This window comes from Fuscovulum sp., assembly GCA_035192965.1.
In the GTDB taxonomy this organism is placed as follows: Bacteria; Pseudomonadota; Alphaproteobacteria; order Rhodobacterales; family Rhodobacteraceae; genus Paragemmobacter.
In genome coordinates this window covers 3,164,577-3,189,892 of the sequence record CP136571.1, presented here as the reverse complement: position 1 = coordinate 3,189,892, position 25,316 = coordinate 3,164,577, and the positions used below count along the sequence as shown (strand labels likewise).

Annotated in this window: 24 protein-coding genes and 1 tRNA gene; 7 read left to right on the top strand and 18 right to left on the bottom strand. The window is 65.0% G+C overall.

Translation table 11 applies throughout. The features are described 5' to 3' along the window. Positions 1–146: 146 nt before the first annotated feature. The 5 genes from RSE12_15595 to RSE12_15575 all read right to left on the bottom strand — a co-directional run bounded on the left by RSE12_15595 (position 147) and on the right by RSE12_15575 (position 4,014). Positions 147–680 (bottom strand): adenine phosphoribosyltransferase, encoded by a 534-nt coding sequence (locus tag RSE12_15595; protein WRH61780.1) that lies wholly within the window; start codon positions 678–680, stop codon positions 147–149. Positions 681–867: 187 nt separating this feature from the next. Then, entirely contained in the window at positions 868–1,698 is an 831-nt protein-coding gene (locus RSE12_15590; protein ID WRH61779.1) for a M15 family metallopeptidase, read from the bottom strand. A gap of 99 nt (positions 1,699–1,797) precedes the next feature. Beyond that, positions 1,798–2,670 carry an S-methyl-5'-thioadenosine phosphorylase gene (locus RSE12_15585; protein ID WRH61778.1) on the bottom strand — a complete coding sequence of 291 codons (873 nt, stop codon included), beginning with the start codon at positions 2,668–2,670 and terminating at the stop codon, positions 1,798–1,800. 68 nt (positions 2,671–2,738) lie between these two features. Further along, positions 2,739–3,362: a Pr6Pr family membrane protein gene (locus RSE12_15580; protein WRH61777.1), complete on the bottom strand. Its 624-nt coding sequence runs from the start codon at positions 3,360–3,362 to the stop codon at positions 2,739–2,741. Between the two features lie 67 nt (positions 3,363–3,429). Continuing rightward, positions 3,430–4,014, bottom strand: a complete 585-nt coding sequence (locus RSE12_15575; protein ID WRH64840.1) for a flavin reductase family protein — start codon at positions 4,012–4,014, stop codon at positions 3,430–3,432. A gap of 84 nt (positions 4,015–4,098) precedes the next feature. Here RSE12_15575 and RSE12_15570 point away from each other — a divergent pair, with 84 nt between their 5' ends. Beyond that, on the top strand, positions 4,099–4,584 hold the full coding sequence (locus RSE12_15570; protein WRH61776.1) for an N-acetyltransferase: 486 nt from the start codon (positions 4,099–4,101) through the stop codon (positions 4,582–4,584). Positions 4,585–4,622: 38 nt separating this feature from the next. Next, positions 4,623–5,381 (top strand): EcsC family protein, encoded by a 759-nt coding sequence (locus RSE12_15565; GenBank protein ID WRH61775.1) that lies wholly within the window; start codon positions 4,623–4,625, stop codon positions 5,379–5,381. 106 nt (positions 5,382–5,487) lie between these two features. Here RSE12_15565 and ptsP read toward each other — a convergent pair whose 3' ends face one another. The 4 genes from ptsP to RSE12_15545 form a co-directional block, all read right to left on the bottom strand. Further along, positions 5,488–7,731 (bottom strand): phosphoenolpyruvate--protein phosphotransferase, encoded by a 2,244-nt coding sequence (ptsP, locus tag RSE12_15560; protein WRH61774.1) that lies wholly within the window; start codon positions 7,729–7,731, stop codon positions 5,488–5,490. A 166-nt stretch (positions 7,732–7,897) separates the two neighbouring features. Then, entirely contained in the window at positions 7,898–9,157 is a 1,260-nt protein-coding gene (locus RSE12_15555) for an aspartate kinase (protein WRH61773.1), read from the bottom strand. A gap of 111 nt (positions 9,158–9,268) precedes the next feature. Continuing rightward, positions 9,269–10,285 (bottom strand): betaine--homocysteine S-methyltransferase, encoded by a 1,017-nt coding sequence (gene bmt, locus RSE12_15550; GenBank protein ID WRH61772.1) that lies wholly within the window; start codon positions 10,283–10,285, stop codon positions 9,269–9,271. 180 nt (positions 10,286–10,465) lie between these two features. Next, on the bottom strand, positions 10,466–10,780 hold the full coding sequence (locus tag RSE12_15545; protein ID WRH61771.1) for a DUF1476 domain-containing protein: 315 nt from the start codon (positions 10,778–10,780) through the stop codon (positions 10,466–10,468). Between the two features lie 198 nt (positions 10,781–10,978). Between RSE12_15545 and RSE12_15540 the strand changes: the two genes are divergently transcribed. From RSE12_15540 to RSE12_15525, 4 genes are all read left to right on the top strand, one after another. Then, a complete protein-coding gene (locus RSE12_15540) occupies positions 10,979–11,746 on the top strand; it encodes a phosphoribosylaminoimidazolesuccinocarboxamide synthase (protein WRH61770.1) in 768 nt (255 codons plus the stop codon). Positions 11,747–11,823: 77 nt separating this feature from the next. After that, positions 11,824–12,063, top strand: a complete 240-nt coding sequence (gene purS, locus RSE12_15535; protein ID WRH61769.1) for a phosphoribosylformylglycinamidine synthase subunit PurS — start codon at positions 11,824–11,826, stop codon at positions 12,061–12,063. Between the two features lie 89 nt (positions 12,064–12,152). After that, positions 12,153–13,190: an alcohol dehydrogenase catalytic domain-containing protein gene (locus RSE12_15530; GenBank protein ID WRH64839.1), complete on the top strand. Its 1,038-nt coding sequence runs from the start codon at positions 12,153–12,155 to the stop codon at positions 13,188–13,190. A 79-nt stretch (positions 13,191–13,269) separates the two neighbouring features. Continuing rightward, a tRNA-Thr gene (locus RSE12_15525) sits at positions 13,270–13,345 on the top strand. A 147-nt stretch (positions 13,346–13,492) separates the two neighbouring features. Here the strand turns inward: RSE12_15525 and RSE12_15520 are convergent. Genes RSE12_15520 through RSE12_15510 form a run of 3 tightly spaced genes read right to left on the bottom strand, consistent with a single transcriptional unit; the run spans position 13,493 to position 16,698 of the window. Next, positions 13,493–14,425 carry a hydrogen peroxide-inducible genes activator gene (locus RSE12_15520; protein ID WRH61768.1) on the bottom strand — a complete coding sequence of 311 codons (933 nt, stop codon included), beginning with the start codon at positions 14,423–14,425 and terminating at the stop codon, positions 13,493–13,495. A 7-nt stretch (positions 14,426–14,432) separates the two neighbouring features. Continuing rightward, positions 14,433–16,091 carry a TRAP transporter large permease subunit gene (locus RSE12_15515; GenBank protein ID WRH61767.1) on the bottom strand — a complete coding sequence of 553 codons (1,659 nt, stop codon included), beginning with the start codon at positions 16,089–16,091 and terminating at the stop codon, positions 14,433–14,435. A 16-nt stretch (positions 16,092–16,107) separates the two neighbouring features. Next, entirely contained in the window at positions 16,108–16,698 is a 591-nt protein-coding gene (locus RSE12_15510; GenBank protein WRH61766.1) for a TRAP transporter small permease subunit, read from the bottom strand. A 323-nt stretch (positions 16,699–17,021) separates the two neighbouring features. Between RSE12_15510 and RSE12_15505 the strand changes: the two genes are divergently transcribed. After that, positions 17,022–18,137 (top strand): TRAP transporter substrate-binding protein, encoded by a 1,116-nt coding sequence (locus tag RSE12_15505; protein ID WRH61765.1) that lies wholly within the window; start codon positions 17,022–17,024, stop codon positions 18,135–18,137. 219 nt (positions 18,138–18,356) lie between these two features. On the opposite strand, the gene RSE12_15500 is transcribed toward RSE12_15505, so the two are convergent. From RSE12_15500 to RSE12_15475, 6 genes are all read right to left on the bottom strand, one after another. After that, positions 18,357–19,247 carry a DMT family transporter gene (locus tag RSE12_15500; GenBank protein ID WRH61764.1) on the bottom strand — a complete coding sequence of 297 codons (891 nt, stop codon included), beginning with the start codon at positions 19,245–19,247 and terminating at the stop codon, positions 18,357–18,359. Positions 19,248–19,350: 103 nt separating this feature from the next. Then, positions 19,351–19,920, bottom strand: a complete 570-nt coding sequence (locus RSE12_15495) for a pyridoxamine 5'-phosphate oxidase family protein (protein WRH61763.1) — start codon at positions 19,918–19,920, stop codon at positions 19,351–19,353. Further along, complete coding sequence (locus RSE12_15490) at positions 19,910–20,947, bottom strand: lipocalin-like domain-containing protein (protein ID WRH61762.1); 1,038 nt, start codon at positions 20,945–20,947, stop codon at positions 19,910–19,912. Before RSE12_15490 ends, RSE12_15495 begins: the two co-directional genes overlap by 11 nt. Then, entirely contained in the window at positions 20,937–23,324 is a 2,388-nt protein-coding gene (locus RSE12_15485; protein WRH61761.1) for an FtsX-like permease family protein, read from the bottom strand. Before RSE12_15485 ends, RSE12_15490 begins: the two co-directional genes overlap by 11 nt. Then, a complete protein-coding gene (locus RSE12_15480) occupies positions 23,321–23,971 on the bottom strand; it encodes an ABC transporter ATP-binding protein (GenBank protein WRH61760.1) in 651 nt (216 codons plus the stop codon). Before RSE12_15480 ends, RSE12_15485 begins: the two co-directional genes overlap by 4 nt. A 118-nt stretch (positions 23,972–24,089) precedes the next feature. Further along, positions 24,090–25,142: an NAD(P)/FAD-dependent oxidoreductase gene (locus RSE12_15475; protein ID WRH61759.1), complete on the bottom strand. Its 1,053-nt coding sequence runs from the start codon at positions 25,140–25,142 to the stop codon at positions 24,090–24,092. Positions 25,143–25,316 lie beyond the last annotated feature (174 nt).

Genomic DNA, 25,316 nt, shown 5'->3' with positions numbered 1-25,316 from the left:
CAATGACCAAGAAGAAACCCCGCCGGGGTGAACCGGCGGGGTGGGGTGGGGTGTGTGGTCTTTGCAAGCAGCGCCGGGGTGGGTTGCCCCGACAGAATCGGTTCTAGGCGCTGGAGGTTAAGGAAGGGTTAGCGTGATCCGCCGCATTACAGACCTTCAAAGGCGCAGAGGGCGTGGACTTCCATTCCCATCGCCTCGAGCCGTTTGCGACCGCCCAGATCGGGCAGGTCCACCACGAAGGCGCAGCCGACGACCTGCGCGCCCAGCCGTTCGATCAGGCGGATGCCTGCCTCGGCGGTGCCGCCGGTGGCCAGAAGGTCATCGACGAGAAGCACCTTTTCGCCCGGCTGCATGGCATCGTCATGCACCTCGACCACGGCTTCGCCGTATTCGAGGGTGTAGCTTTCGCTGATCGTGGCGCCGGGGAGTTTGCCTTTCTTGCGGATCGGGATGAAGCCGGTGGAAAGCTGATGTGCAACCGCGCCGCCGAGGATGAAGCCGCGCGCTTCGAGCCCGGCGACTTTGTCTATCCTGAGGCCTGCATAGGGGGCGAGGAGCTGGTCGACGCACATGCGAAAGCCGCGTGGATCGGCAAAGAGGGTGGTCACGTCGCGGAAGAGGATCCCTTCATGCGGGAAGTCGACGATGGTGCGGATGTAGTCCTTGACGGTTTTGGTCATGCGCTGGCCCTGCCGGAATGCTGTTCGCCTTGGTCTAACGCCCCGGGGCGGGGGCGTCGAGGGGGCGGTGCTTGCTGAGCGCAAGCGGCCCCCCCTTCAGCTATCCCCTGATGCCGGCGGATCGTGTGGACATGGGATTGAGTATCTGAGCCAGTATAAACGGGACTGGGTTGGATGGGTGCGGGGGTCAATCCGGGCGCGCGGCTTGGACGTGCATCCAGTCGTAGTTTTTCGCGCGGCCGAGCGAGACCCAGCCTTCGGCCTCCCATATCTCCCAGAAGGGGCGGTATTCGGGGCGGGCGAGGCGGGCGCGGTCGGCCCCCCAGTTCAGGCGGTTTTCGGTGTCGTCGAAATCATAGGCGATGCCCCAGGCGTGCATGGACCATTTCGACAGGCTGCCGCGCATCAGGCGGGGGTCGTAATCGCCGGAAAAGATATCCAGCCGGAGGTCGCGTATCTGTGCCTCACCATAGTGTTGGTGGATGCGCGCGAGGATGCGGGTCAGGCTGGCGGCGGTCTTTTCGTGGGCCCAGAGGAAGCTGCGGGTCTGGGACAGGTTCCAGGCGATGCGGAACGTCCAGGGGGAGGGCACCTTGACCAGGGGCGGACGGTGGCCTTCGGGCGTGCCGTGGGGGCCGTAAAAGGCGGTGACGGCGGATTCGGTCGGCCAGCCGTTTGGGTTCGCTGTGCCGGGGCGGATGTCGCGCCAATCAGGCAGGCGGCCCGTTGTGGCGCGCGTCATCAGGGAGGTGACGGCGTAATCGGTCTGCGGGCCCCACCAGCCATCTATCGCACCGGGGTTAAGGCCATCGGCCCGCGCTATCATTTGCAGCGCGGCGGTGGCCTGACGTTTGGCTGTCCAGCTTTGCCAATCTGGCGGGAGCGGTTGGCCGAGGAGGGGCAGCGCCTTGAGGACGGCGGCGTCGGTCAGCGGGCCGCGCTGGCCGTCGATCGCGCCTGTGTAGTGACCAAGGGCTGCGAGACGGGTTTGCAGGAAGCGGATATGGGGGGTGAACATCGGTCGCTTGGCTCCACGGATGACCGGGGGCCGGATGCGCCCCTACGGGCGTGGATTGCGCACTCTGTACGGTTAACCAGTGGTGAAGTCGGCGCGCGATCAGACGTTCAGGACGCGGCCTGCGACGGCATCGAGCATCGCCAGCAGGTCGGGATCGCGTTTGTCGGGCGCGGTCATCAAGGCCATGTCGAGCGCGCGGTCGCAGCCATGCGGGCAAGGCGCACGGTCGGGGCCCAGGAGAGCGGGCAGAGCTGCCACCAGCGCGCGGGCATTGCCCGCATTGGCGGTGAGTGTGCGGATGACGGCGGCCACATCCACCGCATCATGGCCGGGATGCCAGCAATCGTAATCGGTGACCATGGCGACGGAGGCGTAGCACAGTTCCGCCTCGCGCGCGAGTTTGGCCTCGGGCATGCCGGTCATGCCGATGACATCCGCGCCCCATGAGCGGTAGAGGCGGGATTCGGCCAGAGTCGAAAATTGCGGGCCTTCCATGGCGATGTAGGTGGCCCCCTGATGCACGGTCACGCCAGCCTGACGCGCGGCCTGGGCGCAATGGGCCGACAGGCGGGGGCAGGTGGGGTGGGAAAAACCCACATGGGCCACGCAGCCCGCGCCGAAGAAGGATTTGGGGCGGGCGAAGGTGCGGTCGATATATTGATCCACGATGACGAAATCGCCGGGGCGGTAATCTTCGCGCAGGGACCCCACGGCCGAGACGGCGATGAGATCGGTACAGCCCAGCCGTTTGAGCGCATCGATATTCGCACGGTAAGGCACGTCACTGGGCGCATGGACATGGCCGCGCCCATGGCGGGGCAGGAATGCGATGGGGAGGCCGCCCAAACGGCCGACCAGAACCTCATCCGAGGGTTTGCCCCAAGGGGATTTGACCTTGACCCAGCTTGCGCCTTCCAGACCGTCGATCTGATAGACCCCGGAGCCGCCGATGACGCCGATCATGGTTTGCATGGATGTCCCCGCCTGTTGCCGCAGCGCAGCTTAAGCGGTGGCGGTAGAGTGGGGAAGGGGGGAGTGGTTCAGGGACGGAGCAAGGGCGTTCCGCGCCGATCAAGCCAGACCATCAGCGCCCCGACAAGCACGAAGCTGAGCCAGAGGAGGCCGAGGTTTGCACCCGTCCGCCCCGCGCCGATCTGGGCGATATCGAGGAAGGGGTAGGGATAAACTCCATCCACCGCGCCCCGCGCGATGGCATAGACTGCATAGGCGAGCGGATAGAGCGACCACAGGACAGGATCTCGGTACTGCAGCGCACCGCGTGGGCGCAACAGCAGCCAGAAGGCCAGCATCGCGACCGGTGTTACATAATGCAGCAAGAGATCAGCGATCAGGTCACTGCGGCCGAGGTTCAACCATCCGTGCAGCAGGGTCACGTTGACAACGCCAACAAAAACCAAAGCCAGCGTCACCCCACCCAACAGGCGCGGCGACCCAAAGGCTGGTCGGCCAAGGGCAATGCCCGTCATCACCACGGCAAGCAGAAGATTTGTGGTGATGGTGAAGAAGCGCAGCATCGTCCAGACGGCCCAAATCAGCGATGCGCTGCGCGGCAAGACCCCTGCCACCTGCAGGACAAGGCCTGTCCAGGCGATCAGGGCAAGGATTGCGGCGGCCTTGCGTGCGGATGCAGATACGATGAGCATGGCCCCTCCGGTATGGCACAGAGTTAGCCGGGACGGTTGGAAAGCCAAGCCGGAATGCAGGCCGAGGTTAACCTTCGTCAGGGCGGCGGAGTTCCACCAGATCGCGCACGACGCTGTAGTCGCGATAGCCCAGCCGGGCGACAGGGTGGAAGCGGGTCACATCGAAGCGGCCATCGACGAGGCAATCGTCGCGCAGGTGGATGCCTGTCACCTCGCCCAAGATCAGGAAATTGTCGCGTCCGCGCAGGGCGATGATGTCGATCAACTCGCATTCCAGCGTGGCGGGGGCATCTGCCACGCGAGGGCAGGGGATGGTGGCGCATTCCGCCTTGGCCACCCCTGCATGAACGAATTCGTCCACCTCGGGCGGCAGGTCGGCGGATGTGGCGGACATGGCGTGAAACATCGCCTCGGCCACCACATTCACAGCAAAGACGCGGGTGTCGCGGATGTTGGTGAGCGAATCCTTTACCCCGGTCGAGGCAAAGGTCACCTGCGGCGGGCTGTAGGCGGCGGCGTTGAAGAAGGAATAGGGGGCGAGATTGTCGCCTTTCGACCCGCGTGTGGAGATCCAGCCGATGGGACGGGGTGTCACGATGGCGTTGAAGGGATTGTGCGGCAGGCCATGGCCTTGGGCGGGGCGGTAGAACATGGCGCGGCGCTTCCCGGTCGTGGTGATTTGATCCTGACGTATTCGCATGTTAGGCGCGTTTCCAGCAGATTCGGAGGCGCCCGCTTGTACCGTCTGGAAGAGGAAACCGAAGCCGACTGGTGGGAGGTGGAGGCGCTGTATGACCTGTGCTTTTCGCCGGGGCGGACGGCGCTTTCTTCGTACCGTTTGCGCGATGGCGTGCCCACCGTGGCGGCGCTGTGCCTGACCCTGCGCGATGGGGATGGCATCATGGCGGCTGCGATCCGCTATTGGCCGATCGAGGTGGGGGGGCAGGATGCGCTTTTGCTGGGTCCGGTGGCGGTGCACCCCACCCGGCAGGGCGAGGGGCTGGGGGGGCTTTTGATCAACGAAAGCCTGGCCGAAGCGCGGCGTCTGGGCTGGGAGCGGGTGATGCTGGTGGGCGATGCGCCCTATTATTCGCGCTTCGGGTTTTCCAAGCTGGACGGGGTGGAGATGCCGCCCCCCACCAACCCTGACCGGGTGCTGGGCTTTGCGCTGAAGATCGGGGCCTGGGACGGTGTGACAGGTGCGGTGACGAAGGCGACCTGAGGCTTGCGGTGGGGCGCGTGCAGCCCCACATTCACAGCATGGAAAACCTGCCCGCGATTGCCGCCCCTGACCGCAGTGCCGAGATCAAGGCGCTGGCACGCCGTTACCGCCGCGCCAACGGGCCGGTGATGACACTGGTCAACAAGTTGGGCGGGTCGCTGGAGGACAAGCTGGGGGCGCTGCCCGAAGGGGTGCGCGCGCAGATTGCTGCGGTGACCGAACGCGCGCTGCTGGCTGCGCATGGCATGGCCGGGGCCGGCGACCGTGCGCCTGATCTGGGACGGCAGGGGCCGATGGCGGCGGCGATGCTGACGGGTGCTGTGGGCGGCGCGGGGGGGCTGGCCACATCGGTGGCGGAACTGCCTGTGACCATCACGGTGATCCTGCACGCCATTCGCCGCGCCGCGCGAGAGGCGGGGTATGATCCGGACGATCCGGCGATCCGGGCGGAATGTTTGCGGGTGTTCTCGGCCGGCAGTCCGATGGCATCTGATGACGGGGTGAATACGTCTTTCCTGTCGGCGCGGCTGACGGTGACGGGACCGGCCATCGCGCAGGTCGCGCGCAGCGTGGCACCGCGTCTTGCTGCCGCGCTGGGGCAGAAGCTGGCCACGCAGGCGGTGCCGGTGCTGGGCGCAGTGGCGGGGGCAACGTTGAACGCGGCCTTCCTGCGCTATTACCGCGAAATGGCTGAGATCCGCTTTGCCCTGCTGCGTCTGGCGGAACAGCACGGCGCGGAGCCGATCCTGTCGGCCTTTGCCGATGCGGTGACACCGCCCAAGGTGACGAAAGCCTGACTGCCCTGCGCGCCTTTGGAATTCTTCTCTGTCCAAATATCCTCAGGGGGTGAATTGGCGCGGAACGCGCCAAGAGGGGGCGGAACGCCCCCTTGCTTTCTCACCCTCATTCCGGCCGGTTTGACAGCCAGTCCATCAGCGCCGGGCGCACGCTTTCGGCCCCGTCGGCAATGGCGCAGTCGATCACAGCGCGTGCCTCGGTCAGGTCCACCCGTCTGAGCAGCGCCTTGACCGGCCCGATGGAGGCAGGGCGCATCGACAGGGCGCGCAGGCCAAGGGCGGCGAAGGCCAGCGCTTCCACCGGGCGGCCGGCATCTTCGCCGCAGAAGGAAAGCGGCGTGCCGGTTTCCGCGCAACGCGCGATGATATGGGTCAGGAACTGCAGGAACGACACGTTGAGCGTGTCGTAGCGGCGGCGGACGCGTTCGTTTTCGCGGTCGGCGGCGAAGAAGAACTGTTTCAGGTCATTGCCGCCGATCGACACAAAATCCGTCAGCTCGAAAAACGCGCGGGGCGCGTAGGCGAGGCTTGGGGTTTCCAGCATCGCGCCGATTTCCACCCGCTGCGGCACGGGATGGCCCAGGCTGCGTTCTCGGTGCAATTCGTTAAGCACCTGCGCGCGGGCGGTCTGGAATTCCGACAGTTCGGTGATGAAAGGGAACATTACTGTCAGCGGGCGGCCTTTGGACGCGCGGATCAAGGCCTGCAACTGCATCCGCAGGACGCCCGGCTTGTCCAGCCCCACGCGGATGGCGCGCCAGCCCATCGCAGGGTTGGGTTCATCCTGCGGCTTCATATAGGGAAGCACCTTGTCGGACCCGATATCCAGCGTACGGAAGGCCACCCGCTTGCCATGCGCGGCATCCATGACGCGGGCATAGAGGGCGGCCAGTTCGGCGCGCTGGGGCATCTTGTTGCGGACTAGGAATTGCAGTTCGGTGCGGAACAGGCCCACGCCTTCGGCCCCTGATCCATCCAGGCTGGGCAGATCGGCCATGAGGCCCGCATTCATCATCAGCGTGGTGACCGTGCCGCAGGTCGACAGGGCCGGCAGCCCACGCAGCGAGGCATAGCGCTGCTGGGCGGCGGCCTGCATGGCGATCTTGTCGCGGAAGGCGCGGGCGACGGTTTCCTCGGGGCGCAAATGCACAATACCCTGATCGCCATCGACAAGGATCTGGTCGCCATTGAGCGCCTCTGTCACGATCCTTCCGGCATGGATCACGAGCGGGATGGCCAGCGCCCGCGCCACGATGGCGGCGTGGGAACCAACGGAGCCTTCCTCCAGCACCACGCCCTTCAGCTTGCGGCCATATTCCAGCAGTTCCGCCGGGCCGATGTTGCGGGCCACCAGAACCGGGTTGTCGGGCATCTCTGCGCCGGTGTCCGCGCCTTGACCAGTCAGAATGCGCAAAAGGCGGTTAGAGAGGTCATCCAGATCGTGCAGGCGTTCGCGCAGATAGGCATCGGGCACCTGTTCCAGACGGGCGCGGGTGGCGGATTGTTCCTTTTCCACCGCCGCCTCGGCGGACAGGCCGCGCGCGATGTCATCTTCCATCCGCTTGAGCCAGCCGCGCGAATTGGCGAACATGCGATAGGCTTCCAGAACCGCCTTCTGATCCTTGTCGAGGCTTTCTGCGGAGAGCAGGTCATCCACCGATACGCGCAGTTTGCCCACCGCTTCGCGGATGCGGTCAATCTCGGTCAGCGGGTCATCGGCCACAGGGTTGGTGACCACGACGCGGGGTTCGTGCAGCCATACGCGGCCTTCCGCCGCGCCTTCCTGCCCGGTGCCGCCCCGGATCATCACCGATTGCTTGTGCAGGGCGCGCATCCCGTCGACATCGCCGTTGAAGACGCCAAGCTCGGTCATTTCGGCCAACACCATGGCCACGACTTCGAGGGCGTAGATCTCATCCTCGGAAAACTCGCGCGCGGTCTTGGATTGCACGACCAGAACGCCCAGCTTTTCACCCACCCTTTGGATCGGCACGCCGAGGAAAGAGGAATACAGTTCCTCGCCCGTTTCGGGCATGTAGCGGAAGCCCTTCTCAGACGGGGCATTGGCGGTGTTGATGGGCAAACCGTTGCGGGCGACGCGACCGACCAGCCCTTCGCCCAGCTTCATGCGGGTCTGGTGGACGGCCTCTTTCTTCAGCCCTTCGGTAGCGCAAAGCTCCAGCGTTTCGGGATCGCGGAAAAGGTAGATTGAGCAGACCTCTGTGCCGATGGAATCCGCGATCAGATGGGTGATGCGGTCCAGCCTGTCCTGCCCGCCGCCGGTGGTGGCAAGCGTGTCGCGCAACCGGCGCAGGAGTTTGCGGCTTTCGCTTTCGGTCCGTTCTGGCATCACGGGGTGTCCCTCTTGCCCCTTATAGAGCACAGGGCCGGGGGAAATGGAAACCCCCCGGCGGTGCGGGCCGGGGGGAGGGTCATGCGGGTGTGTCAGGCCGGGGTGAGACGCCTGAAAAAGAGGCGAGTCCTTGTCCGTTTCAGCCGGGTTTGAGCCCCCGGTTTTAACCTTTGTCGAGTTCGAACACGTCGTGCAGGGCCTGCACGGCAAGTTCCATGTATTTGCGGTCGATCAGGACTGAGATCTTGATCTCGGAGGTGGAGATCACCTTGATGTTGATATTCTCGGCCGAGAGGGCCGCGAACATGCGGGCGGCAACGCCTGTGTGCGAGCGCATCCCGATGCCCACGACCGAGACCTTTGCCACGTCGGTATCGACGATCAATTCGTCATAGTTGATCTTGCCTTCGGCCTTGGCGTCTTCCATCGCCTTTTTGGCGCGGTCCACCTGATTGATCGGGCAGGAAAAGGTCATGTCAGTGACAGCGCCGGGATGGGCGTCGTCATAATCCTTTTCGCTGATGTTCTGAACGATCATGTCGACGTTCACGCCTGCATCGGCCAGCGGGCCGAAGATGGCGCTGGCCACGCCGGGGCGGTCTTCGATGGTGAAGAGGGTGATCTTTGCCTCTTCGCGGGAAAAGGCGACGCCAGAGACGACTTTCGATTCCATGATTTCCTCCTCGTCGCAGACCAGGGTTCCCGAGGTCTCGTCGGTATCTTCAAAGGATGACAGCACGCGCAGGCGCACCTTGTAGCGCATCGCCAATTCGACAGAGCGGGTTTGCAGCACCTTGGCCCCGAGCGAGGCCAATTCCAGCATTTCCTCGAAGGCGATCTTGTCGAGCTTGCGGGCCTTGCTGCTGACGCGGGGGTCGGTGGTGTAGACGCCGTCGACATCGGTGTAGATGTCGCAGCGTTCTGCCCCGAAAGCGGCGGCGAAGGCGACGGCGGTGGTGTCGCTGCCGCCCCGGCCCAAGGTGGTGACGCGGCCTTCTGCCGAGACGCCCTGAAAGCCCGCTACGACGGCCACTTTGAAGCCTTCGGCGAACTTCGCGTCGATATTGGCGCGGGGGATGTCCACGAAGCGGGCCGACCCATGCTGCGCGGTGGTCTGGATCGGCACCTGCCAACCCTGCCAGGACCGCGCGGGGATACCCATTTCCTGAAGCCGCAGGGCCATCAGCCCGGCGGTGACATTTTCGCCGCTGGCAACGACAGCATCATATTCGCGGGCGTCGTAAAGTTTGGACGTGCCTTCGACATAGCCGACAAGGCGGTTCGTCTCGCCCGACATGGCCGAGACGATGACAATGACGTCATAGCCGCGGGCGACCTCTTTCTCGACCTTTTTCGCAGCGTTTTCGATGCGCGCGAGGTCGGCCACCGAGGTGCCGCCGAATTTCATCACGAGAAGCGGCATGGTTTCCCCCGCAAGGCCCGATTTCCGCGCGCTTCTTATGCGGGGCAGGGGCAGGGTGCAAGGCCTGTCAGGGGGGCGCGCGGGGGGCGGTTGCCCCCCACACATTGCAGGTCAGCCGCGGCGGCCGCCACGGCGTTCGCGGCGGGGGGCGCCTGCATCATCGCCGGTGCCATCGGACGTGGAGGAGAAGCCGCCCAGCTTTTCCGAGATCAGGTCCAGCGTCGGATGCGGGCCGCGCGGGGTGCTTTCCAGTGCCGCGCGCATGGCGCGCAGGTGTTCGGGCATGGTGCCGCAGCAGCCGCCGATGATCCGCACGCCTGCATCGCGGGCCAGCACCGCATATTCTGCCATCAGTTCCGGGGTGCCATCGTAATGGATATGCCCGTCATGGTATTTCGGGATGCCCGCATTGCCCTTGGCGATGATCGGGCGTTCCGTTCCGGTAGAGGCAAAGCCCAGAACCGTGCGCATCAGATCGGACGCGCCGACGCCGCAATTCGCGCCAAAGGCGATGGGCGGGTTGGGGAGCTTTTCAACCAGTTCGGCAAGCGCGGCGGAGGTGACGCCCATCATGGTGCGCCCCGCCGTGTCAAAGCTCATGGTGCCGCACCAGGACAGGCCTGCAAGCTTCGCGGCCTCGGCCGCGGCGCGGTATTCTTCTGGGGCGGAGATGGTTTCGATCCAGAGGACATCGACGCCGCCCTCTTTCATGCCTTCCATCTGTTCATGGAACATCTCGACCGCGTCTTTGTGGGTGAGAGTTCCCATGGGTTCAAAGATTTCGCCCGTGGGGCCGACGGAGCCTGCCACCACGACCTTGCGGCCCGACGCATCGGCGATTTCGCGGCCAAGTTCCACGCCCACGCGGTTGAGTTCGCGCACGCGGCCCTGCGCATTGTGCAGCTTCAGCCGTGCGGCATTTCCGCCGAATGTGTTGGTGAGAAAGATGTCCGACCCCGCCTCGACCGCGCCGCGATAGAGTTTGCGGATGTTGTCGGGTTCATCCACGTTCCAGAATTCCGGAGGCTCGCCCGAAGAGAGGCCCATGTTGAACAGGTTGGTTCCGGTGGCACCATCGGCCAGCAGCCAGTCACGGGTGGAAAGAAGCTCGGTCAGCGCGTCGGCCATGAAGGGATACCTCTTTGGGGTTCGGGACTGTCGCCCGCTTTGCCCCGGTCTGCCATGCGGGGCAGGGGTGAGGCAATTCGATATTGCGCATGATGATCTTGAAGCGAATGCAGGGATCGTCACGGTCTATTGCAAAAGACACCCCGCAGGGTGCCGATTGTCAGCGGCGCGAAGGTGACCTTAGAGTTCCGACATAAGCTGCGCTTTGGCGACCGGCAGCAATTCCGTCATCTTTGCGCGCACGTCATCGGCGCTGGCATGGCCAGCCAGATCGGCGGCAACCTTGCGGACCACATCCTCGATCCCGGCTTCTTCGAAATCGGCGGACACCACGCTCATGGCGTATTCGGCAGCGGCGTCATCGGATTTGCCCAGCAGACCCGCGGCCCAGAGACCCACCAGCTTGTTCCGGCGCGCTTCGGCGCGGAATTGCATGTCGGCGTCATGAGCGAATTTGGATTCGAATGCGCGTTCGCGGTCGTCGAAGGTGGACATGTGGGGCCCCTTGATCCTGAGTTGCTTGCCCCTTCATATGCCCGCAGCCTGCCCGCGCTGCAAGGGGGCGGGGGGTGGTTTGCCCGTTGCGGTTTCCGTGGGTCCGCTTGCGGCGAAGGGCGGCTTGGCTTATAGCCGCGTGAAGCAGGCGGGGAACCATGGGGTGACCCCGCCATCGGCATTTCCGGCGGAGAATTCATGGCGCGTCGCAAGAAGGTTTACGAGGGCAAGGCGAAGATCCTGTATGAAGGGCCGGAGCCGGGCACTCTGATCCAGTATTTCAAGGATGACAGCGCGCCGACTGCCGCCATTCCGTCGCCTGCCGCTGTTGAAGGCAAGGGTGTGCTGAACAACCGGCTATCGGAATTCTTCATGACCGGGCTGAATTCCATCGGGGTGCCCACGCATTTCATCCGCCGTCTGAACATGCGCGAACAGCTGGTGCGGATGGCCGAGATCATTCCGCTGGAGGTGGTCGTGCGGAACTTTGCCGCAGGTGCGCTGTCCGAACGGTTGGGCATTCCCGAAGGCACGCCGCTGCCGCGCCCGATTGTCGAATACTACTACAAGGACGAACGGCTGGGCACGCCCATGGTGAGCGAAGAGCATATCATCGCGTTCAACTGGGCCAGCCAGCAGGACCTGGATGACATGGTGGCGCTGGCGCTGCGGGTGAACGATTTCCTGTCGGGTGTGATGATGGGCGTGGGCATCCGGCTTGCGGATTTCCGGCTGGAAGTGGGCCGGGTCTGGGAGGGCGATTACATGCGTCTGATCGTGGCCGATGAGATCAGCCCTGATTCCTGCCGCTTGTGGGATGTGCGCACGGCATCCGAGGCGATGGAGCGCGAGGGGCTGGTGCGCGAACCCGGCCCGATGGCGGATGTCTATACGGAACTGGCGCGGCGGTTGGGTGTGTTGCCGTCGAATGTGACGCACAAGCCCAAGCCTACGCTGATCAACTGAATGCGCCGATCTGGTGCCTTGCCCCGGACGGGGCGGGGCGCTAGGACGGGCCAAGAATTTCTGCCCCGGGGGATGATATGAAAGCGCGCGTGACCGTCATGCTGAAGACCGGCGTTCTGGACCCGCAGGGTGAGGCGGTGCGCCACGCGTTGGGCACGATGGGCTTTGCCGGAGTGAATGGCGTGCGGCAGGGCAAGGTGATCGAACTCGACCTGGCCGAGACGGACCGCGCCAAGGCCGAGGCTGACGTCAAGGCGATGTGCGAAAAGCTGCTCGCCAATACGGTGATCGAAGGCTACCGGGTCGAGATCCTCTGATCGGCCGAAGCCGACGGGCGGTGTCGGGTTCTGTCTAGACCTGCGGCCTTTGCTGGCATCCCTTGATCCTGACGAAGCGGGGGGATGCGATGCGCGCGGCAATTCTGAAAGCCTATAACAGCGATCTGGTGATCGAGACTGTCCCTGATCCGGTTTGCGAGCCGGATGGCGTGGTGCTGCGCGTGCTGGCCTGCGGGATTTGCCGCAGCGACTGGCACGGCTGGGTGGGTGAGCACCCCAAGGTGAAGCCGGGCGCCATTCCGGGGCACGAATATTGCGGCGAGGTGGTGGAGGCAGGGCCGCTTGCCCGCTGGCAGGTGGGGGACCGGGTGATCGCACCCTTTATCCTCGCCTGTGGCGATTGCCCGGAATGCCGGGCGGGCCTGTCCAACACCTGCAAGACGCAGCGCGTTCCGGGTTTCGGCGAGCCGGGGGCATATGCCGAATACATCTCGGTTCCCCATGCCCATAACCTTGCGCGGTTGCCGGAAAGCATCACGCCTGTTCTGGCGGCGGGGCTAGGCTGCCGGGTAACGACCGCGTGGCATGCCTTGACGGGGCGGGCCGATCTGCGGGCGGGGGAGTGGCTGGCGGTGCATGGCACGGGCGGGATCGGGCTGTCGGCGCTGATCCTTGGTCGGGCGCTGGGCGCGCGGGTGGTAGTGGTGGATGTGGTGGCGGAAAAGCTGAGCCATGCTTTGGCGCTGGGCGCTGAGGCGGCGATTGATGCGCGAGCGGGCGATGTGGCGGCCCGGATCATCGAGGCGACTGGCGGTGGCGCGCATGTGTCGATCGAGGCGCTGGGGATCGAGGCCACGGCGAATGCGTCGATCGAGGGGCTGCGGACTTTGGGGCGCCATGTGCAGGTGGGCCTGCCCGTGGGCCATACCGCCCGGATGGAGATCAACATGAACGCGGTCTACATGAAGCAATTGGCGCTGTTTGGCACGCGCGGGATGCCGTCGTGGAAGTACCCGTCGCTGCTGGACATGATCACGCGCGGCGTTGTTGACATGAGCCCGCTGATTGCGCGGACGGTGCCCCTGTCGGGCGCTTCGGCCGAATTGCGCGCCTTTGGTGGCCCGATGCCGCCCGGCGTAGCGGTGATCGACGATTTCAGCCGCTAAGGAGTTTTCCCGGAGGCGCATTTTTCTGTGAAAGGGGGCTACACACCGCGCGAGAGGGGTGCTAATAGCCCGCCACCAAGCCGCTGTAGCTCAGCTGGTAGAGCACGTCATTCGTAATGATGGGGTCGGGGGTTCGAGTCCCTTCAGCGGCACCACTTCCTTTCACAAACATATCAGGATTGATCCGGAAATACCCGTGATGGAAGGGTTTTCCGGTCAGGCCCGGCTGTGGGTGTGGTCTGCCCAGACCGCGCTGTGACTGTTGGCTCGCGCCTTCCTTTGGGGTCGGGCTATGCCAAAGTTCATAGGGGTTCCAAGACGAGGGTGCCTGCGAAAACCTCGCGGGCGACGGTCTGGATCAGGCGGGCGATGCGGGGGGCGGCGTCATCGGCGCTGTTGCTGCGGGTGACGAGGCCGACCGAGCGCAAGGTGCGCGGGCCTTCGAGGGAGACGACCGCGACGTCACGGTCATCCGGGCCGATTTCGGACCGGACATAGAGTGCAGGCAGGAAAGCGATACCCATGCCCATGCCGGCCATGAGGCGTATCGCATCAAGGCTGGTGCCTTCGTAATCCGCGCGCAACCTTGCGCCCAGTGTTTCGCAAAGGTCTGCCACCTGCTGGCGCAGGGCGAAGGCGGGCCCGAGCGCGAGCACCGTCTGGCCGCGCAGTTCTTCGCGCGGGATGCGGTCGCGGCCCGCGAAAGGGTGATCGCGGGCCACCACGATTTCCAGCGGTTCGCGAAACAGCCGGATGGGCGTGACATCGCCGCGCACCGGCAATTGCACGAGGATCATGTCGAAATCACCGCGCGCCAGGCCGGCGGCCAGCGCCTCGGGCGGGGCTTCGCGGATGAAGAGCTGCAGGTCCGGGTGGCGGGCATGTAGCCGCGCGATGACATGGGGCAGCAGGTAGGGGCCCAGCGTTCCCGAAGCGCCGAAGCGGATCGTTCCCGACAGGCCCGTGCGCGGCAGGTCGAAGCGGTTGACCAGGGTCTGTGCCGCGTCAAGGATAGCGCGGGCGCGGTCGTGAACCTCGCGCCCGGCCAGAGTTGGTATCACGCCCGTGCGGCCCCGTTCCACCAGCCGCTGGCCCAGCCGCTTTTCCAGCGTGGCAAGCTGGACCGAAAGCGAGGGCTGGCTGATGCCGCATTGGTCGGCGGCGGCCTTGAAGCTGCCGGTGTCGACAAGGGCCACGAAGTATTCAAGCTGCCGGAGGCTGGGAAGATCGCGCATCGGAGGCTTACAGGAATTCATCCTCGCCACCGCCTTCGTCGAATGAGGGCGGTGGGGGTGGGGCATCTTCGGTGCCAGGCGCATCCGAGCGGAACAGTTCGTTCGGAAGCCAGGTGGCCATTTCGGGGAACATCCAAAGCACGGCGAGGGCGATAAGCTGGATCACGATGAAAGGCACGACCCCACGATAGATCATCGGTGTGGTGATCGTGCGTGGTGCCACCCCGCGCAGGTAGAAGAGCGAGAAGCCGAAGGGTGGTGTCAGGAAGGAGGTCTGCAACAGCAAGCCGATCATCACCCCCAGCCAGATTGGATCCACCCCCATGATCAGCAGCACCGGGGCGGTTATCGGGATCACGATGAAGATGATCTCGAAGGTGTCAAGAAAGAAGCCCAGCACGAAGATGATCAGGAAAACGACCAACAGAGCGCCGAACTGACCGCCGGGCATCTGTTCGAGGAAGCCGCGCACCATATCGGTGCCGCCAAGTTGGGTGAACACCAAGGCGAAGGCCGTGGCGCCAAGCAGGATGATGAAGACCATCGAAGTGATCGACATGGTGGAGATCGAAGAGCGGAAAAGCGTTTGAACATAGCTGCGCCGCAGGTCGCCGCGGATCAGAATGACAAGAAGGGCAAGACCCAGCAGAACCAGCATTGTGTTGAGCAGGCCCGCCGCGCCAAAGAGCCAGGCCGTGGCGGCAAGCGCGATGAGCGCCACCAACCAGAACCAGAACAGACGGATGTCGCGGCGCGGGTCGCCCTCGGCCCCGAGATAGGCGTCGGCGAACAGTTTGACCGCGGCGAGGAACAGCGCCCCAACCGCGCCGACACTTGCGCTTTCCGTAGGCGTTGCGACACCCGCGACGATGGACCCCAGAACCGAAACGATGAGCAGAAGCGGCGGGATCAGTGCGCCGACGATCCGCAGGCCGAGCCCGGCCTTTTCGGCTGCCGTCATCGCGACCGGGGGGCATGTCTCAGGATGGAAGATCGCTTTCCAGACAATGTAGAGGATGAACATGGCCACGAGTACGAGGCTGGGCAGGATTGCACCGGCAAACAGGTCTCCGACCGACACGGTATCCGGAGCGAAGTTCCCGAGCGACAGTTGGGCGGCGGAATTGGCGCCCTGCAGGATGTCGGCTAGGAAAATCAGCACGGTAGAGGGTGGGATGATTTGGCCCAGCGTGCCTGCCGCGCAGATTGTGCCGGTGGCGAGTTTCGGATCATAGCCTGCGCGCATCATGGCAGGCAAGCTGAGCAGGCCCATGGTGACGACGGTTGCCCCGACGACACCCGTGGCCGCAGCGAGCAGCGCGCCCACAAGGACCACCGACAGGGCAAGACCGCCCCTGAGCGAGCCGAAAAGTTGCCCCATGGTGGTGAGCAGGGATTCCGCGATGCCCGATCGTTCCAGTACCACCCCCATGAAGACAAAGAGGGGCACGGCTACAAGGACCGGATTCGTAATCACCCCCCAGAAGCGGTTTGGCAGGGCGGCGAAAAGGGATTGATCGAATGCCCCGACGGCGATGCCCGCAAACCCCACGAGGATCGCGAGACCGCCAAGGGTGAAGGCCACGATGTAGCCCGACATGAGGAAAAAGATGATGAGCAGAAACAGGCCTGCTGCCATCAGCTGGCCAAGAAGTGCCGCGTCCATGGGTATCTCCTATGGCCTAAAGGGTCTGGTCGGCGCCGTGGCCGCCGTGGTTGAGCGCGTGGCGTTCATGCCCCGCAAGGACCATCAATCCGCGCAGCACGAAGGCCGCGCCCTGTAGCCCGACAAGCAGGATGAAGCCCAAGAGCGTGGCCTTCAGGATCCAGTAGTTGCCCATGCCGCCGGGGTTGAGCGACCCTTCGTCGGCCGCATAAGACGCTGTCCAGAACGTCCATACCCCGTAGCCGAAGATCAGCAGGAAGGGCAGCAGCAGGAGGAGCGTCATCATCATGTCTGACAACGCCCGGCGCCGGACGGACCAGTGGGAATAGAACACGTCCACCCGGACAAAGCCGCCGCTCATCATCGTGTAGCCCGCGCCCATCACGATCACGACGACATGGGTCCAGATATAGGCTTCCTGCAACCAGATCAGGCCGGTGCCCATGACGTAGCGCAGGTAGACTGTGGCAAAGCACAAGATCACCGTGGCCAGCGTCGCCCAGGCGACAACATAGCCGCTCCAGCGGCATAGACCGTCAATCACGCCCACGACACGCGCCGCAGCACGTACCCAGCCGGGCTCTGGCCCGGCATACACTGTTGCCATTCCTTGCTCTCTCCCTGTCGCGTCAATGGCCCGCCGGTCTTGGCCGCGATGCCACCCACGCTGTCCCTGTTCGTCTGTGCGATCGGGTTTGGTCCCGGCACATTTGCGCTAGATTGCCGCCGTTTTCGGGAATGCAAGGGCGACGGATAGGTTTTTTTAAACGGAATAGTTAGCGCCGATAGCTTTCGATAGTTTTCTCCTAAAAGACCATTTTCCGCGGCTTTGCCTGTTGCTCTGTGACGAACCGTCTCCAATTCCAACGCCACTGCGGCGGGTCCGGGAGCGGGTTCCGCCGCCAATGCAAATGGCAGCGGGAGGAACGAATGAAGAGACGCGACTTTCTGACGAAAACTGTTCTGGGGGGCGGGGCGGCCGTGGCAGCGGCAGGGCTTGCCGCGCCCGCAATCGCGCAGGGCACCATCGAATGGCGTATGGTCCATTCCTGGCCCAAAGGGCTGCCGGGCGTGGGCGTGGGGGCCGAGCGGCTGGCGCGGCGGATCGAGGCGATGTCGGGCGGGCGGCTGAAGATCAACGTCTTTGCCGCAGGTGAGCTTGTCCCCGCGCTGGGCTGCATGGACGCGGTGATGGATGGCACGGCCGAGATGGGCCATGACGCATCGTTCTACCATGTGGGCAAGCATCCTATGCTGGCGGCCTTTTTCGCGGTGCCTTTCGGGATGACAGGGGATGAACAGGCGGCGTGGCTGTTGCATGGCGGCGGGCAGGCGCTTTGGGATGAGCTGAACAGCCAGTTCGGAATCCTGTCGCTGCCAGCGGGCCAGACTTCGGCCCAGTCCTTTGGCTGGTTCAAGAAAGAGATCAACACCCCAGAGGATTTTCAGGGTCTGAAAATCCGGATGCCGGGTCTGGGCGGCGAAATGGTCAAGAAACTGGGCGCGACCCCGGTGCTGCTGCCGGGTGGCGAGATCTTCGCGGCGCTGCAATCGGGCGCCGTGGACGCGGCAGAATTCATCGGGCCGGTGAACGACCTGCCGATGGGATTCCATCAGGTTGCCAAGCTGTCCTATGGCCCCGGCGTTCAGGAACCCGGCGGCACGGTGCAGCTGATGCTGAATACCGCCAAGTTTCAGGAATTGCCCGCCGATTTGCAGGAAATCATCCGCGCTGCTGCCCATGCGGGACATGAGGATATGAAGGTGGAATACGACCTGCAATCCGGCCGCGCGATGGAGACGCTGCGGGTGGAGCATGGCGTCGAGTTCCGCCGTCTGGAGCGGCCGGTGCTGGAGGCGCTGGGCAAGGCTGCGGGCGAGGTGATCCAGGAAAGCTATGACGCGGGTGACGATCTGACCCGCCGCATCTGGGACAGCTATCTGGCGTCGCGCGCCGATACGATGCGCTTCCTGCGGTTCAACGAACAGGCGTTCCTGAACGCCCGCACGCTGGAATTCCCGTTCCCGGGTCCGCAGGCGACCTGAGAACGGGGCCTTATCCCCGGTCTGGCAGTTGCCGGGTTTGGGGCTGACAAAGGAAGACGGCGCGCCTTTGCAGGGCGCGCCGCGTTCATTTGGACCTGTTCCGTTTGACGGTGTGTTGAAGTGGCCGCGTGTTGCGGGCTGTGCTGCGAAGGCCCTGCAGGGATAGTATCCCGTTGTCTCGGCCATGGCGCTCAGGGGGATGGCAAGGTCTTTGTGAGATCAGGCTGATGAGTGGCCGGGTTCGTCTTTGGTGGGCCAGACTTCGAGAAGTCCGCAGAGGATGACCAGCGCGCCGCCGATCATTTCGCTGGTCGACAGGCTTTCCCCGGCAAAGATCGCCGCGGTGATGGCGCCGAAGATCACCTCGGTCATCAGCAGGATGCCCACCCTTGCCGGGTCGAGGCGCAGGGTTGCCCACATCAGCGCGGCGATGGACGCGCCCCACCAGAGCCCGCCCGTGAGCAGGACCTGCGCCGAGAGGAGGGGCAGATCGGAGAGTGCGATCGTAGGAAGCGGTTCAAGGAAAGGCGCGAAGGCGAAAGAGGTGATGGTTGCACCGATGGCGAAAAGGAAGGCGGCGGGCAGGGGGGGCACGTCGGATTTCAGGCGCATACCCGCCGTCGCCAGCGCCCAGATGAGACCGCCGATGAAGGCCATCCATTCCCCAAGGCTGCCGGGAACGGGAAGGCCCCCGTCGCCACCCAGCATGATGAACAGCCCGGCCAAGCCCACGGCGATGGCAACAAGGCGCAGCTTTGGCACGTGCCAGCGCAGGAGATACTTGGCGATCAGCACGCTCCAGACCGGGCTGAAGAACCACAGCAGCACGACGAGGGCGACCTTGCCGTAGAGAAAACCGATGGAATAGAGCGCGAAGGCCGCGCCGCCCAAGGCGATGGACGCCATGCCGATGGCGTTGGCGCTGCGCAAGGTGCTGGCCCGTGCCAGGACGACGGGAAACAGGAACAGTGCCGCAGCGAGCGTGATCGCCCCGGTGCCCCAAGCCCCGTCAAGGCCCAGATCGGCGATGGCGCGCACGGGCAGCCAGTAGACCCCCCAGAAGATGCCAGTGATCAGGACGATGGCCGAGGCGAGGGCGGGGGTGCTCATGTCTTTGGGGCCTTTGGGAGCGTATGCATCAGCCGGGTGGCTGCGCTTTACACATCTTTGGTACGGGAAGGCGGCGGATTGCTCAACTCTTCCCCTGTGGGTGTCACGGAGAAAGCCAAGTTCCGGCCCAGCCGGTGGCCCGGTCAAACGCGGCGCGGCGGTGTTCGGGGCCGAGATGGAGGATATCCATGGCCTGCACCGTGCAGCGCAGCACGGCGAAGAATGGCTGGTCCGAGGTTGATTGATAGTTCAGCGCCGTGGGGATCGGATGGCCAGGGGCGGGTGTCATGGTATAGGCGCGACGCGAGGTTTCAGGCACCTTTGCCCATGTGGCTGCCACGCTGTCACCGGTCAGGATCGTAACATCGGCCATGAGGCGGATTTGCAGATGCGCGGTCTGATCCCAGATGTGCAGGGCGGCACGGGGCATCGCCTGTAAGGCGGCCACCTTGGCAGAGCGCAAGTCTGTGTGCAGGTCCAACGTGGCGGTGACGGGGTCTGCTGCGCGCAGGACGACGGTCCGCGCCTCGGGCCAGCCATCGGGCGAGACAGTGGCAAGGGTCGGGTGGCGTGCCGGTGCGCGGCGGTCAGCCACCCCGCGTACGAGACGCAGCCAGACTTGCGCGTGCAGCCCGTCCAGCGTGGTGGCCCAGGGGTGGGGATCAGTCGTCATAGCCGGTCATTTCCAGATAGCCGACGCCTGCATGGCTGCCGGACAAGGTGACTGGACCTTCCCAATAGGGGACAGACGTCGCCATCCAGGCATCGGGGTTCAGCGCGGTGACGGTGACATCGACGCCCTTTTCGGGAAGGCGGACCTGCCAAGTCGTGGGCACCGTGCGCCCAGCCACGCTGTGGCGCGACAGCGGGGTGGCGGTGAAGGCCCCATCGGGCAGGGCGGTGGTCTGGCCATCCGGGGTGATCCAGGTGGCGGCAGTGTAATCCGTGCTGCCGCGCAGGACGAAACCCATCAGCTTGTCGCCGCTGTCAAAGGACAGCGAGAACCAGTCCCAGCCTGTTTGATCGGCGGCAAGGGGTTGCGAGGACCATTCCCTGTCCAGCCAGGCGGTGCCGGTGACGGGGATATCCCCTTGCGGCAGGGTCAGCGTGCCGGTCAGGGCAAAGAACGGCTGTGAATAGTAATAGCTGGCCTGTCCGGCGGCGGATTTCACCGAATAGCCATCCACCCCGTGTTTCACCAACGGGCCCGTCGCACGCAGCTGCACGTCATAGGCAAAATCGCTGCCTGTGGCGGTGAGGCGGAGGGTGTCGAGGTCCGGCCCCTGCATCGCCCAATCGTCGATCCAGGCAGAAAACGGCGTGGCGGTGACACCGGCCTGACCGATGCCGCCGCGTGCGAGGCGTTCCGCCACATGGTGAGCATCGGCGGTGGTGACGGCGGCGTGGCCCATCCAGAGTTGCGGTGTGTTCCAGCCCGTGCCATCACGCGGGGCGAGGGCAGAGCGGAACAGCGTCCATTGCAGGCCATAGGGGGTGCCGTCCGGACCTGTCATGTTGGCGGTCAGATACCACCATTCGATGCGGTATTCGGGATGCGCGCCGTGATCGGCGGGAAAGTCAAATGCGCGCCCCGGCACAGGCTGTGCGAAATCCCCGGAGTCGGTTCCCAGACCGGCAAAGCCCTGCGCCTGAGCCATGAGGGGAAGCATCAGTGCCAAAAGGATTGCCTTAACGTTCATGGCGGAAAACCCCAAGAAGTTGCGCGGGCGGCGTGCGGGACAGCCGCCACGCGGGCCAGGCGGCGGCCAGTGCCGCGGCTGCAAGCGCCAGCAGCGCCAGCCGCAGATAATCCAATGGGAACAGATACATGGGTAGTCGCCAACCGAATGCCTCGACATTAACGACGGCGAGCAGTGCCCAGGCCAGCGCCAGCCCGAGCGGCAGCGCCAGCGCCGCGGTCAGCAAGGCCAGAACCACCGCGCGCAGCAGATCAAGCGTGGCAAGCCGGCGCCGTGTCAGGCCAAGCGCCCAGACCGGGGCCAGCTGCGGCAGGCGCATGGCGGCGAGGGTGAGCAAGCTCATCAGGATGGCGAAACCCGCGACGGCCAGTGTCAGCACGTTCAGAGCGGTGGTCACGGTGAAGGTGCGTTCGAAGACGGCCAAGGACAGAGCCTTGATCGCCGCCTGATCAATCATCGCGCTGTCCGATAGCCCGGCTTTGTCGCGAAGACCTTCCTTCAAGGCTTCGACACGGGCCGGTTCTACGCGCAGGCCAAAGCGCAGGGCGGTCACTTCGGGGAACAGGCGCCGGAACACCGGTTCGGTCACGATGACCTGTCCGACGGGGTTGCCGTAATCGCCATAGATGCCCAGCACCGGCAGGCTGACGCTGGGGGCAAGCGGGACGAGTGACCCCAGATCGAGACCGGCCCGGCGGAAAAGTTGTTCGTTGATCAGGACACCTTCGCCTGCGGCGAGTTGGTCCCAGACATCCGGCGTGGCGCGCAGGAAGCGCCAGTTGTCGCGATAGGTGGCATGGTCGCGGGCGGCGTAGATCTGGGCGGGCAGGGTAGCGATGGGGCGGTCGATGCTGAGGAGCGGCAGGGCGGCATCGGCCTGTTCGTCGGCCACGGCAAGGATGGCATCGGCCTGCGCGCTGTCCGTCGCGGTGACGTAAAGTTCGGACGCGAGGCGTTGGTCGAGAAAGCCGATGAAGGTGAGCCGGAAGGACGAGACCATGGTCGATACGCCGACATTTGCCGCCATGGCAAGGAGCAGCGCCATGAGGGCAAGCGACAGGCCTGGCAGCTGTTGGCGCGTGTCGGCGAAGAACCACTGGGCCACCGGAGCGCGTGCCCGCGCCTCGGCCCCCGACAGGAGCAGGGCCAAGAGTGGCGGCAGGGACAGCGCGCCACCGATGAGCAAGGCCCCCAGCATACCGAAACCCGCGAGAAGCCCTTGCCCCCAGAGCGCCAGACCCGCCGAGAACGCCAGAAGGCCGAAAGCGAGCGCTGCCTGAAGGCCCCAGCGGCGTGACATGCCCGAGGCCCAGGCCTGCGCCCCGGTCAGCAGGGGCATCCGCGCCAGCGACCAAAGCGCGCCGCCTGCGGCAACGGCCGTGCCGCCCATCGCGATGGCAAGTCCCGACAGCCACCAGACCGGGCGTAGCGTTAGCTGGCCCGAGACATCGGCCCCGTAAAGGCCGCGCAGGGTAGCGGCCACATCCGGCATCAGCGCGGCGGCCATGATGTAGCCAAGTATGACGCCAATTGCCCCTGCCAAAAGCGCCAGCAGGGCCAGTTCTGCCGCCATCAGTGCGATCAGCCGCGCAAGGGGCGCGCCCAGAGCACGCATCGTGCGCACCATGCTGCGGCGCTGCTCAAACGCGAGGCCGATTGCGCCATGGACAATGAACAGGCCGACGGCAAAGGACAAAAGGCCAAAGGCCGTGAGGTTGAGGTGGAAGCTGTCCGTGAGCCGCGCGACATCGCCGCTATCCTGTGCGGGGGTGAGCATCAGATCGGGGGCCACGTTTTCCAGCGGCGGGCGGTTGAGCGGTTGTTGCGGGGCAAGGATCAGACGGTCGATCTGTCCATCGCGCTTCAGCAGGCGTTGCGCCACCCCGATATCGGTGATCGCGGTATTGGCGGCGATGTCGGGTGAGGCTATGCCTTCGATCCCGGTTTCGGGCAGGCGCGCCAGTGTATCGGGACGGGCGAAGATTTGCCCCTCCCCGGCGAGAAACCGCCCCAGATCGGCCCCCTCTGCCGGGGTGACGGGGCCAAGGCCGCCCGGCGCGGTGAGCGGGTCCAGCCCGATGATCCGCACGCCGGACAAACGCCCTTCTATCACCGGAGAGACGAGCCAGCCTACCCGACGCAGCGCGACATAGGTTTGTTGCGGGATCACCGCGCCGTCGCGCCCGGTGATCTGGGCGTATTGCCCTTCGCCCAAGGTGGCGGCGGCGGCGTCATAGCTGGCGCGCGCTTCGGCGTTGATGGCCTGCACGCCCGACCAAAGCGCGGTGGCTAGGGCCAGCCCAGCCAGCAGTGTAATCAGTTGCAATTGGTTGCGCCGCCAGTGCGATGCGAGGGCCGAAAGGATCGCTGCGTTCACGCCAGTTGCCCCGCGCGCAGATGCAGCCGGCGGGGCAGGCGGGCGGCCAGCCGTTCGGAATGGGTCACCATGATCAGGCCCGCGCCCGTTTCGGCGACCAGTTCTTGCAGCAGGGTCAGGACGGTGTCTGCCGTTGCCTCGTCCAGATTGCCGGTTGGTTCATCGGCCAGCACCAGATCGGGCTGCGGGGACAGGGTGCGCGCGATAGCAACGCGCTGTTGCTGCCCGCCGGAGAGTTGTTCGGGGTATTTGGCCAGTTGGTCCGTCAGCCCAAGCCGAAGGGCGAGGCGTTGGTCGCGATCGGGGTCATGGCGGCCTGCAAGCCGGGCCTGAAAGGCGATGTTGGCGGCCACGGTTAGCGAGGGGATCAGGTTGAATTGCTGAAAGATCACGCCCACGGTGCCGCGGCGCAGGGTGGCGCGCCCGGCATCATCAAGCGGTGTCAGGTCAACGCCATTGATTGCGACCGCGCCGCTGTCAGCGGTGTCCAGCCCCCCGATCAGGTGCAAGAGCGTACTTTTGCCCGACCCGGATTCGCCGGTAAGGGCCAGCATTTCGCCCTTGGCCAGATCGAAGGAAACCCCGCGCAGAACGGCGGCGGCGGCGTTGGGATAGGTTTTGGTCACGTCGCGCAAAGCAAGCAGCATAGGGGCCTCCAGGCACGGGAGATAAGGCTGAGGTCGCTGACGGAAAGGCGCGACAGAATGACGGGGCGCGGCTGCGATGCCGATCATGGCGTTGCGGTCATGGCCTTGGAGCGCGGGCCTATTTCAATTGATCCGCGACACGATCTGCCGCCTCCAGCGCGCCTTCGAGATAACCACCAAAGTCGGTGGCAGTTTCGGTTGAGCCGAAGAGGAGGGTGTTGTCCCAAAGGCCGCGCAGGGGGGCGGTTAGCCCGTAGGCCGGGTGATGGCCCGGCGTCGTGAGGTCAAGCGCAGTTGCGGTATGGGGCTGGCGCGCCCAATCCATCATCTGGATCATCAGCGGCTGTGCCATGTCGGGCCCGAACAATTCCTGAAGCTGTGTGAGGGCGAGGGCTGTCACCTCATCAGCGTGGCTGGCCCGCACGGCGGGGGGAAGGCCGACAAAGCCGAACAGGGCAAAGGGCGCGCCATCCATCGGCGAGGCGTCATGGATTTCGACCATGGGGCCCTTTCGGCTCATGGCCGTGCCGGAAAGGCCTGCCCTGCGCCACGGGGCATCGGCATAGACGGCGAGGATCTTGGCCTGACCTGCCATCCAGGTGGGTATGGCGCGGGCGGCACTTTGTGCCGGATCGGGCAGTGCGGGTGAGAATGAGATGATTGCCGTCGCCACGCGGGGTGGCAGGGCCAGCACCACCCGCCGTGCCCTCACCTCGCCCTGTGCATGGGTTGCCGTGATGTGGGTGCCGGATCGGTGGAGCGCGGTGACAGGGCTGTCTGACGTGATCCGATGGGGCGGTAGGGCCTGCGCCAGCCCGTCGATCAAGGCCCCCATGCCGCCCACGATGCGGAGCGATCCCTGCATGGGAGACGGGCCGTGATGCGCCTGCACCGCACCGTCACGGTCTTGCAGCAGAGTTGCGCCCTTGCTGTGTTGGTCAAAGACCGGAAGGTTCAGTCTTTGCGCCAGCGCGGCCAGTCTGGCCTGCCCCGGCCAAAACCATGCGGGGCCAAGATCGAACCTTGCCCCGGCAATCTCGGGCGAAAGGACACGCCCGCCCAGCCGGGATTGTGCCTCGACCAGAAGCCAATCTCGGCCCTGCGCCTGAAGCCGGTCAGCAAGGGCGAGGCCCGCCAGACCGCCGCCGATGATGAGAATTTCGGTGTCCATTGGAACGCCCCCCAAGACTGCCTGCATGGCAAGGCCGCAGATGCGGCGCAAGGGGCGATGCGGCGGGGGCTTTCCTGAACTGAATCCTGACAGTGGGCCTGAGAGGATGCCCATACGGGCATGACGGACCGGTCACGCTGTTGCTACGCCTTTCCCTGCGGATCGGTCGTGCAG

What these genes read in the sequence shown, in the direction of transcription:
- RSE12_15595 (WRH61780.1), bottom strand. Translation starts at nt 680, where the DNA reads ATGACCAAAACCGTCAAGGACTACATCCGCACCATCGTCGACTTCCCG.
- RSE12_15590 (WRH61779.1), bottom strand. Translation starts at nt 1,698, where the DNA reads ATGTTCACCCCCCATATCCGCTTCCTGCAAACCCGTCTCGCAGCCCTT.
- RSE12_15585 (WRH61778.1), bottom strand. Translation starts at nt 2,670, where the DNA reads ATGCAAACCATGATCGGCGTCATCGGCGGCTCCGGGGTCTATCAGATC.
- RSE12_15580 (WRH61777.1), bottom strand. Translation starts at nt 3,362, where the DNA reads ATGCTCATCGTATCTGCATCCGCACGCAAGGCCGCCGCAATCCTTGCC.
- RSE12_15575 (WRH64840.1), bottom strand. Translation starts at nt 4,014, where the DNA reads ATGTTCTACCGCCCCGCCCAAGGCCATGGCCTGCCGCACAATCCCTTC.
- RSE12_15565 (WRH61775.1), top strand. Translation starts at nt 4,623, where the DNA reads ATGGAAAACCTGCCCGCGATTGCCGCCCCTGACCGCAGTGCCGAGATC.
- ptsP (WRH61774.1), bottom strand. Translation starts at nt 7,731, where the DNA reads ATGCCAGAACGGACCGAAAGCGAAAGCCGCAAACTCCTGCGCCGGTTG.
- RSE12_15555 (WRH61773.1), bottom strand. Translation starts at nt 9,157, where the DNA reads ATGCCGCTTCTCGTGATGAAATTCGGCGGCACCTCGGTGGCCGACCTC.
- bmt (WRH61772.1), bottom strand. Translation starts at nt 10,285, where the DNA reads ATGGCCGACGCGCTGACCGAGCTTCTTTCCACCCGTGACTGGCTGCTG.
- RSE12_15545 (WRH61771.1), bottom strand. Translation starts at nt 10,780, where the DNA reads ATGTCCACCTTCGACGACCGCGAACGCGCATTCGAATCCAAATTCGCT.
- RSE12_15540 (WRH61770.1), top strand. Translation starts at nt 10,979, where the DNA reads ATGGCGCGTCGCAAGAAGGTTTACGAGGGCAAGGCGAAGATCCTGTAT.
- purS (WRH61769.1), top strand. Translation starts at nt 11,824, where the DNA reads ATGAAAGCGCGCGTGACCGTCATGCTGAAGACCGGCGTTCTGGACCCG.
- RSE12_15530 (WRH64839.1), top strand. Translation starts at nt 12,153, where the DNA reads ATGCGCGCGGCAATTCTGAAAGCCTATAACAGCGATCTGGTGATCGAG.
- RSE12_15520 (WRH61768.1), bottom strand. Translation starts at nt 14,425, where the DNA reads ATGCGCGATCTTCCCAGCCTCCGGCAGCTTGAATACTTCGTGGCCCTT.
- RSE12_15515 (WRH61767.1), bottom strand. Translation starts at nt 16,091, where the DNA reads ATGGACGCGGCACTTCTTGGCCAGCTGATGGCAGCAGGCCTGTTTCTG.
- RSE12_15510 (WRH61766.1), bottom strand. Translation starts at nt 16,698, where the DNA reads ATGGCAACAGTGTATGCCGGGCCAGAGCCCGGCTGGGTACGTGCTGCG.
- RSE12_15505 (WRH61765.1), top strand. Translation starts at nt 17,022, where the DNA reads ATGAAGAGACGCGACTTTCTGACGAAAACTGTTCTGGGGGGCGGGGCG.
- RSE12_15500 (WRH61764.1), bottom strand. Translation starts at nt 19,247, where the DNA reads ATGAGCACCCCCGCCCTCGCCTCGGCCATCGTCCTGATCACTGGCATC.
- RSE12_15495 (WRH61763.1), bottom strand. Translation starts at nt 19,920, where the DNA reads ATGACGACTGATCCCCACCCCTGGGCCACCACGCTGGACGGGCTGCAC.
- RSE12_15490 (WRH61762.1), bottom strand. Translation starts at nt 20,947, where the DNA reads ATGAACGTTAAGGCAATCCTTTTGGCACTGATGCTTCCCCTCATGGCT.
- RSE12_15480 (WRH61760.1), bottom strand. Translation starts at nt 23,971, where the DNA reads ATGCTGCTTGCTTTGCGCGACGTGACCAAAACCTATCCCAACGCCGCC.
- RSE12_15475 (WRH61759.1), bottom strand. Translation starts at nt 25,142, where the DNA reads ATGGACACCGAAATTCTCATCATCGGCGGCGGTCTGGCGGGCCTCGCC.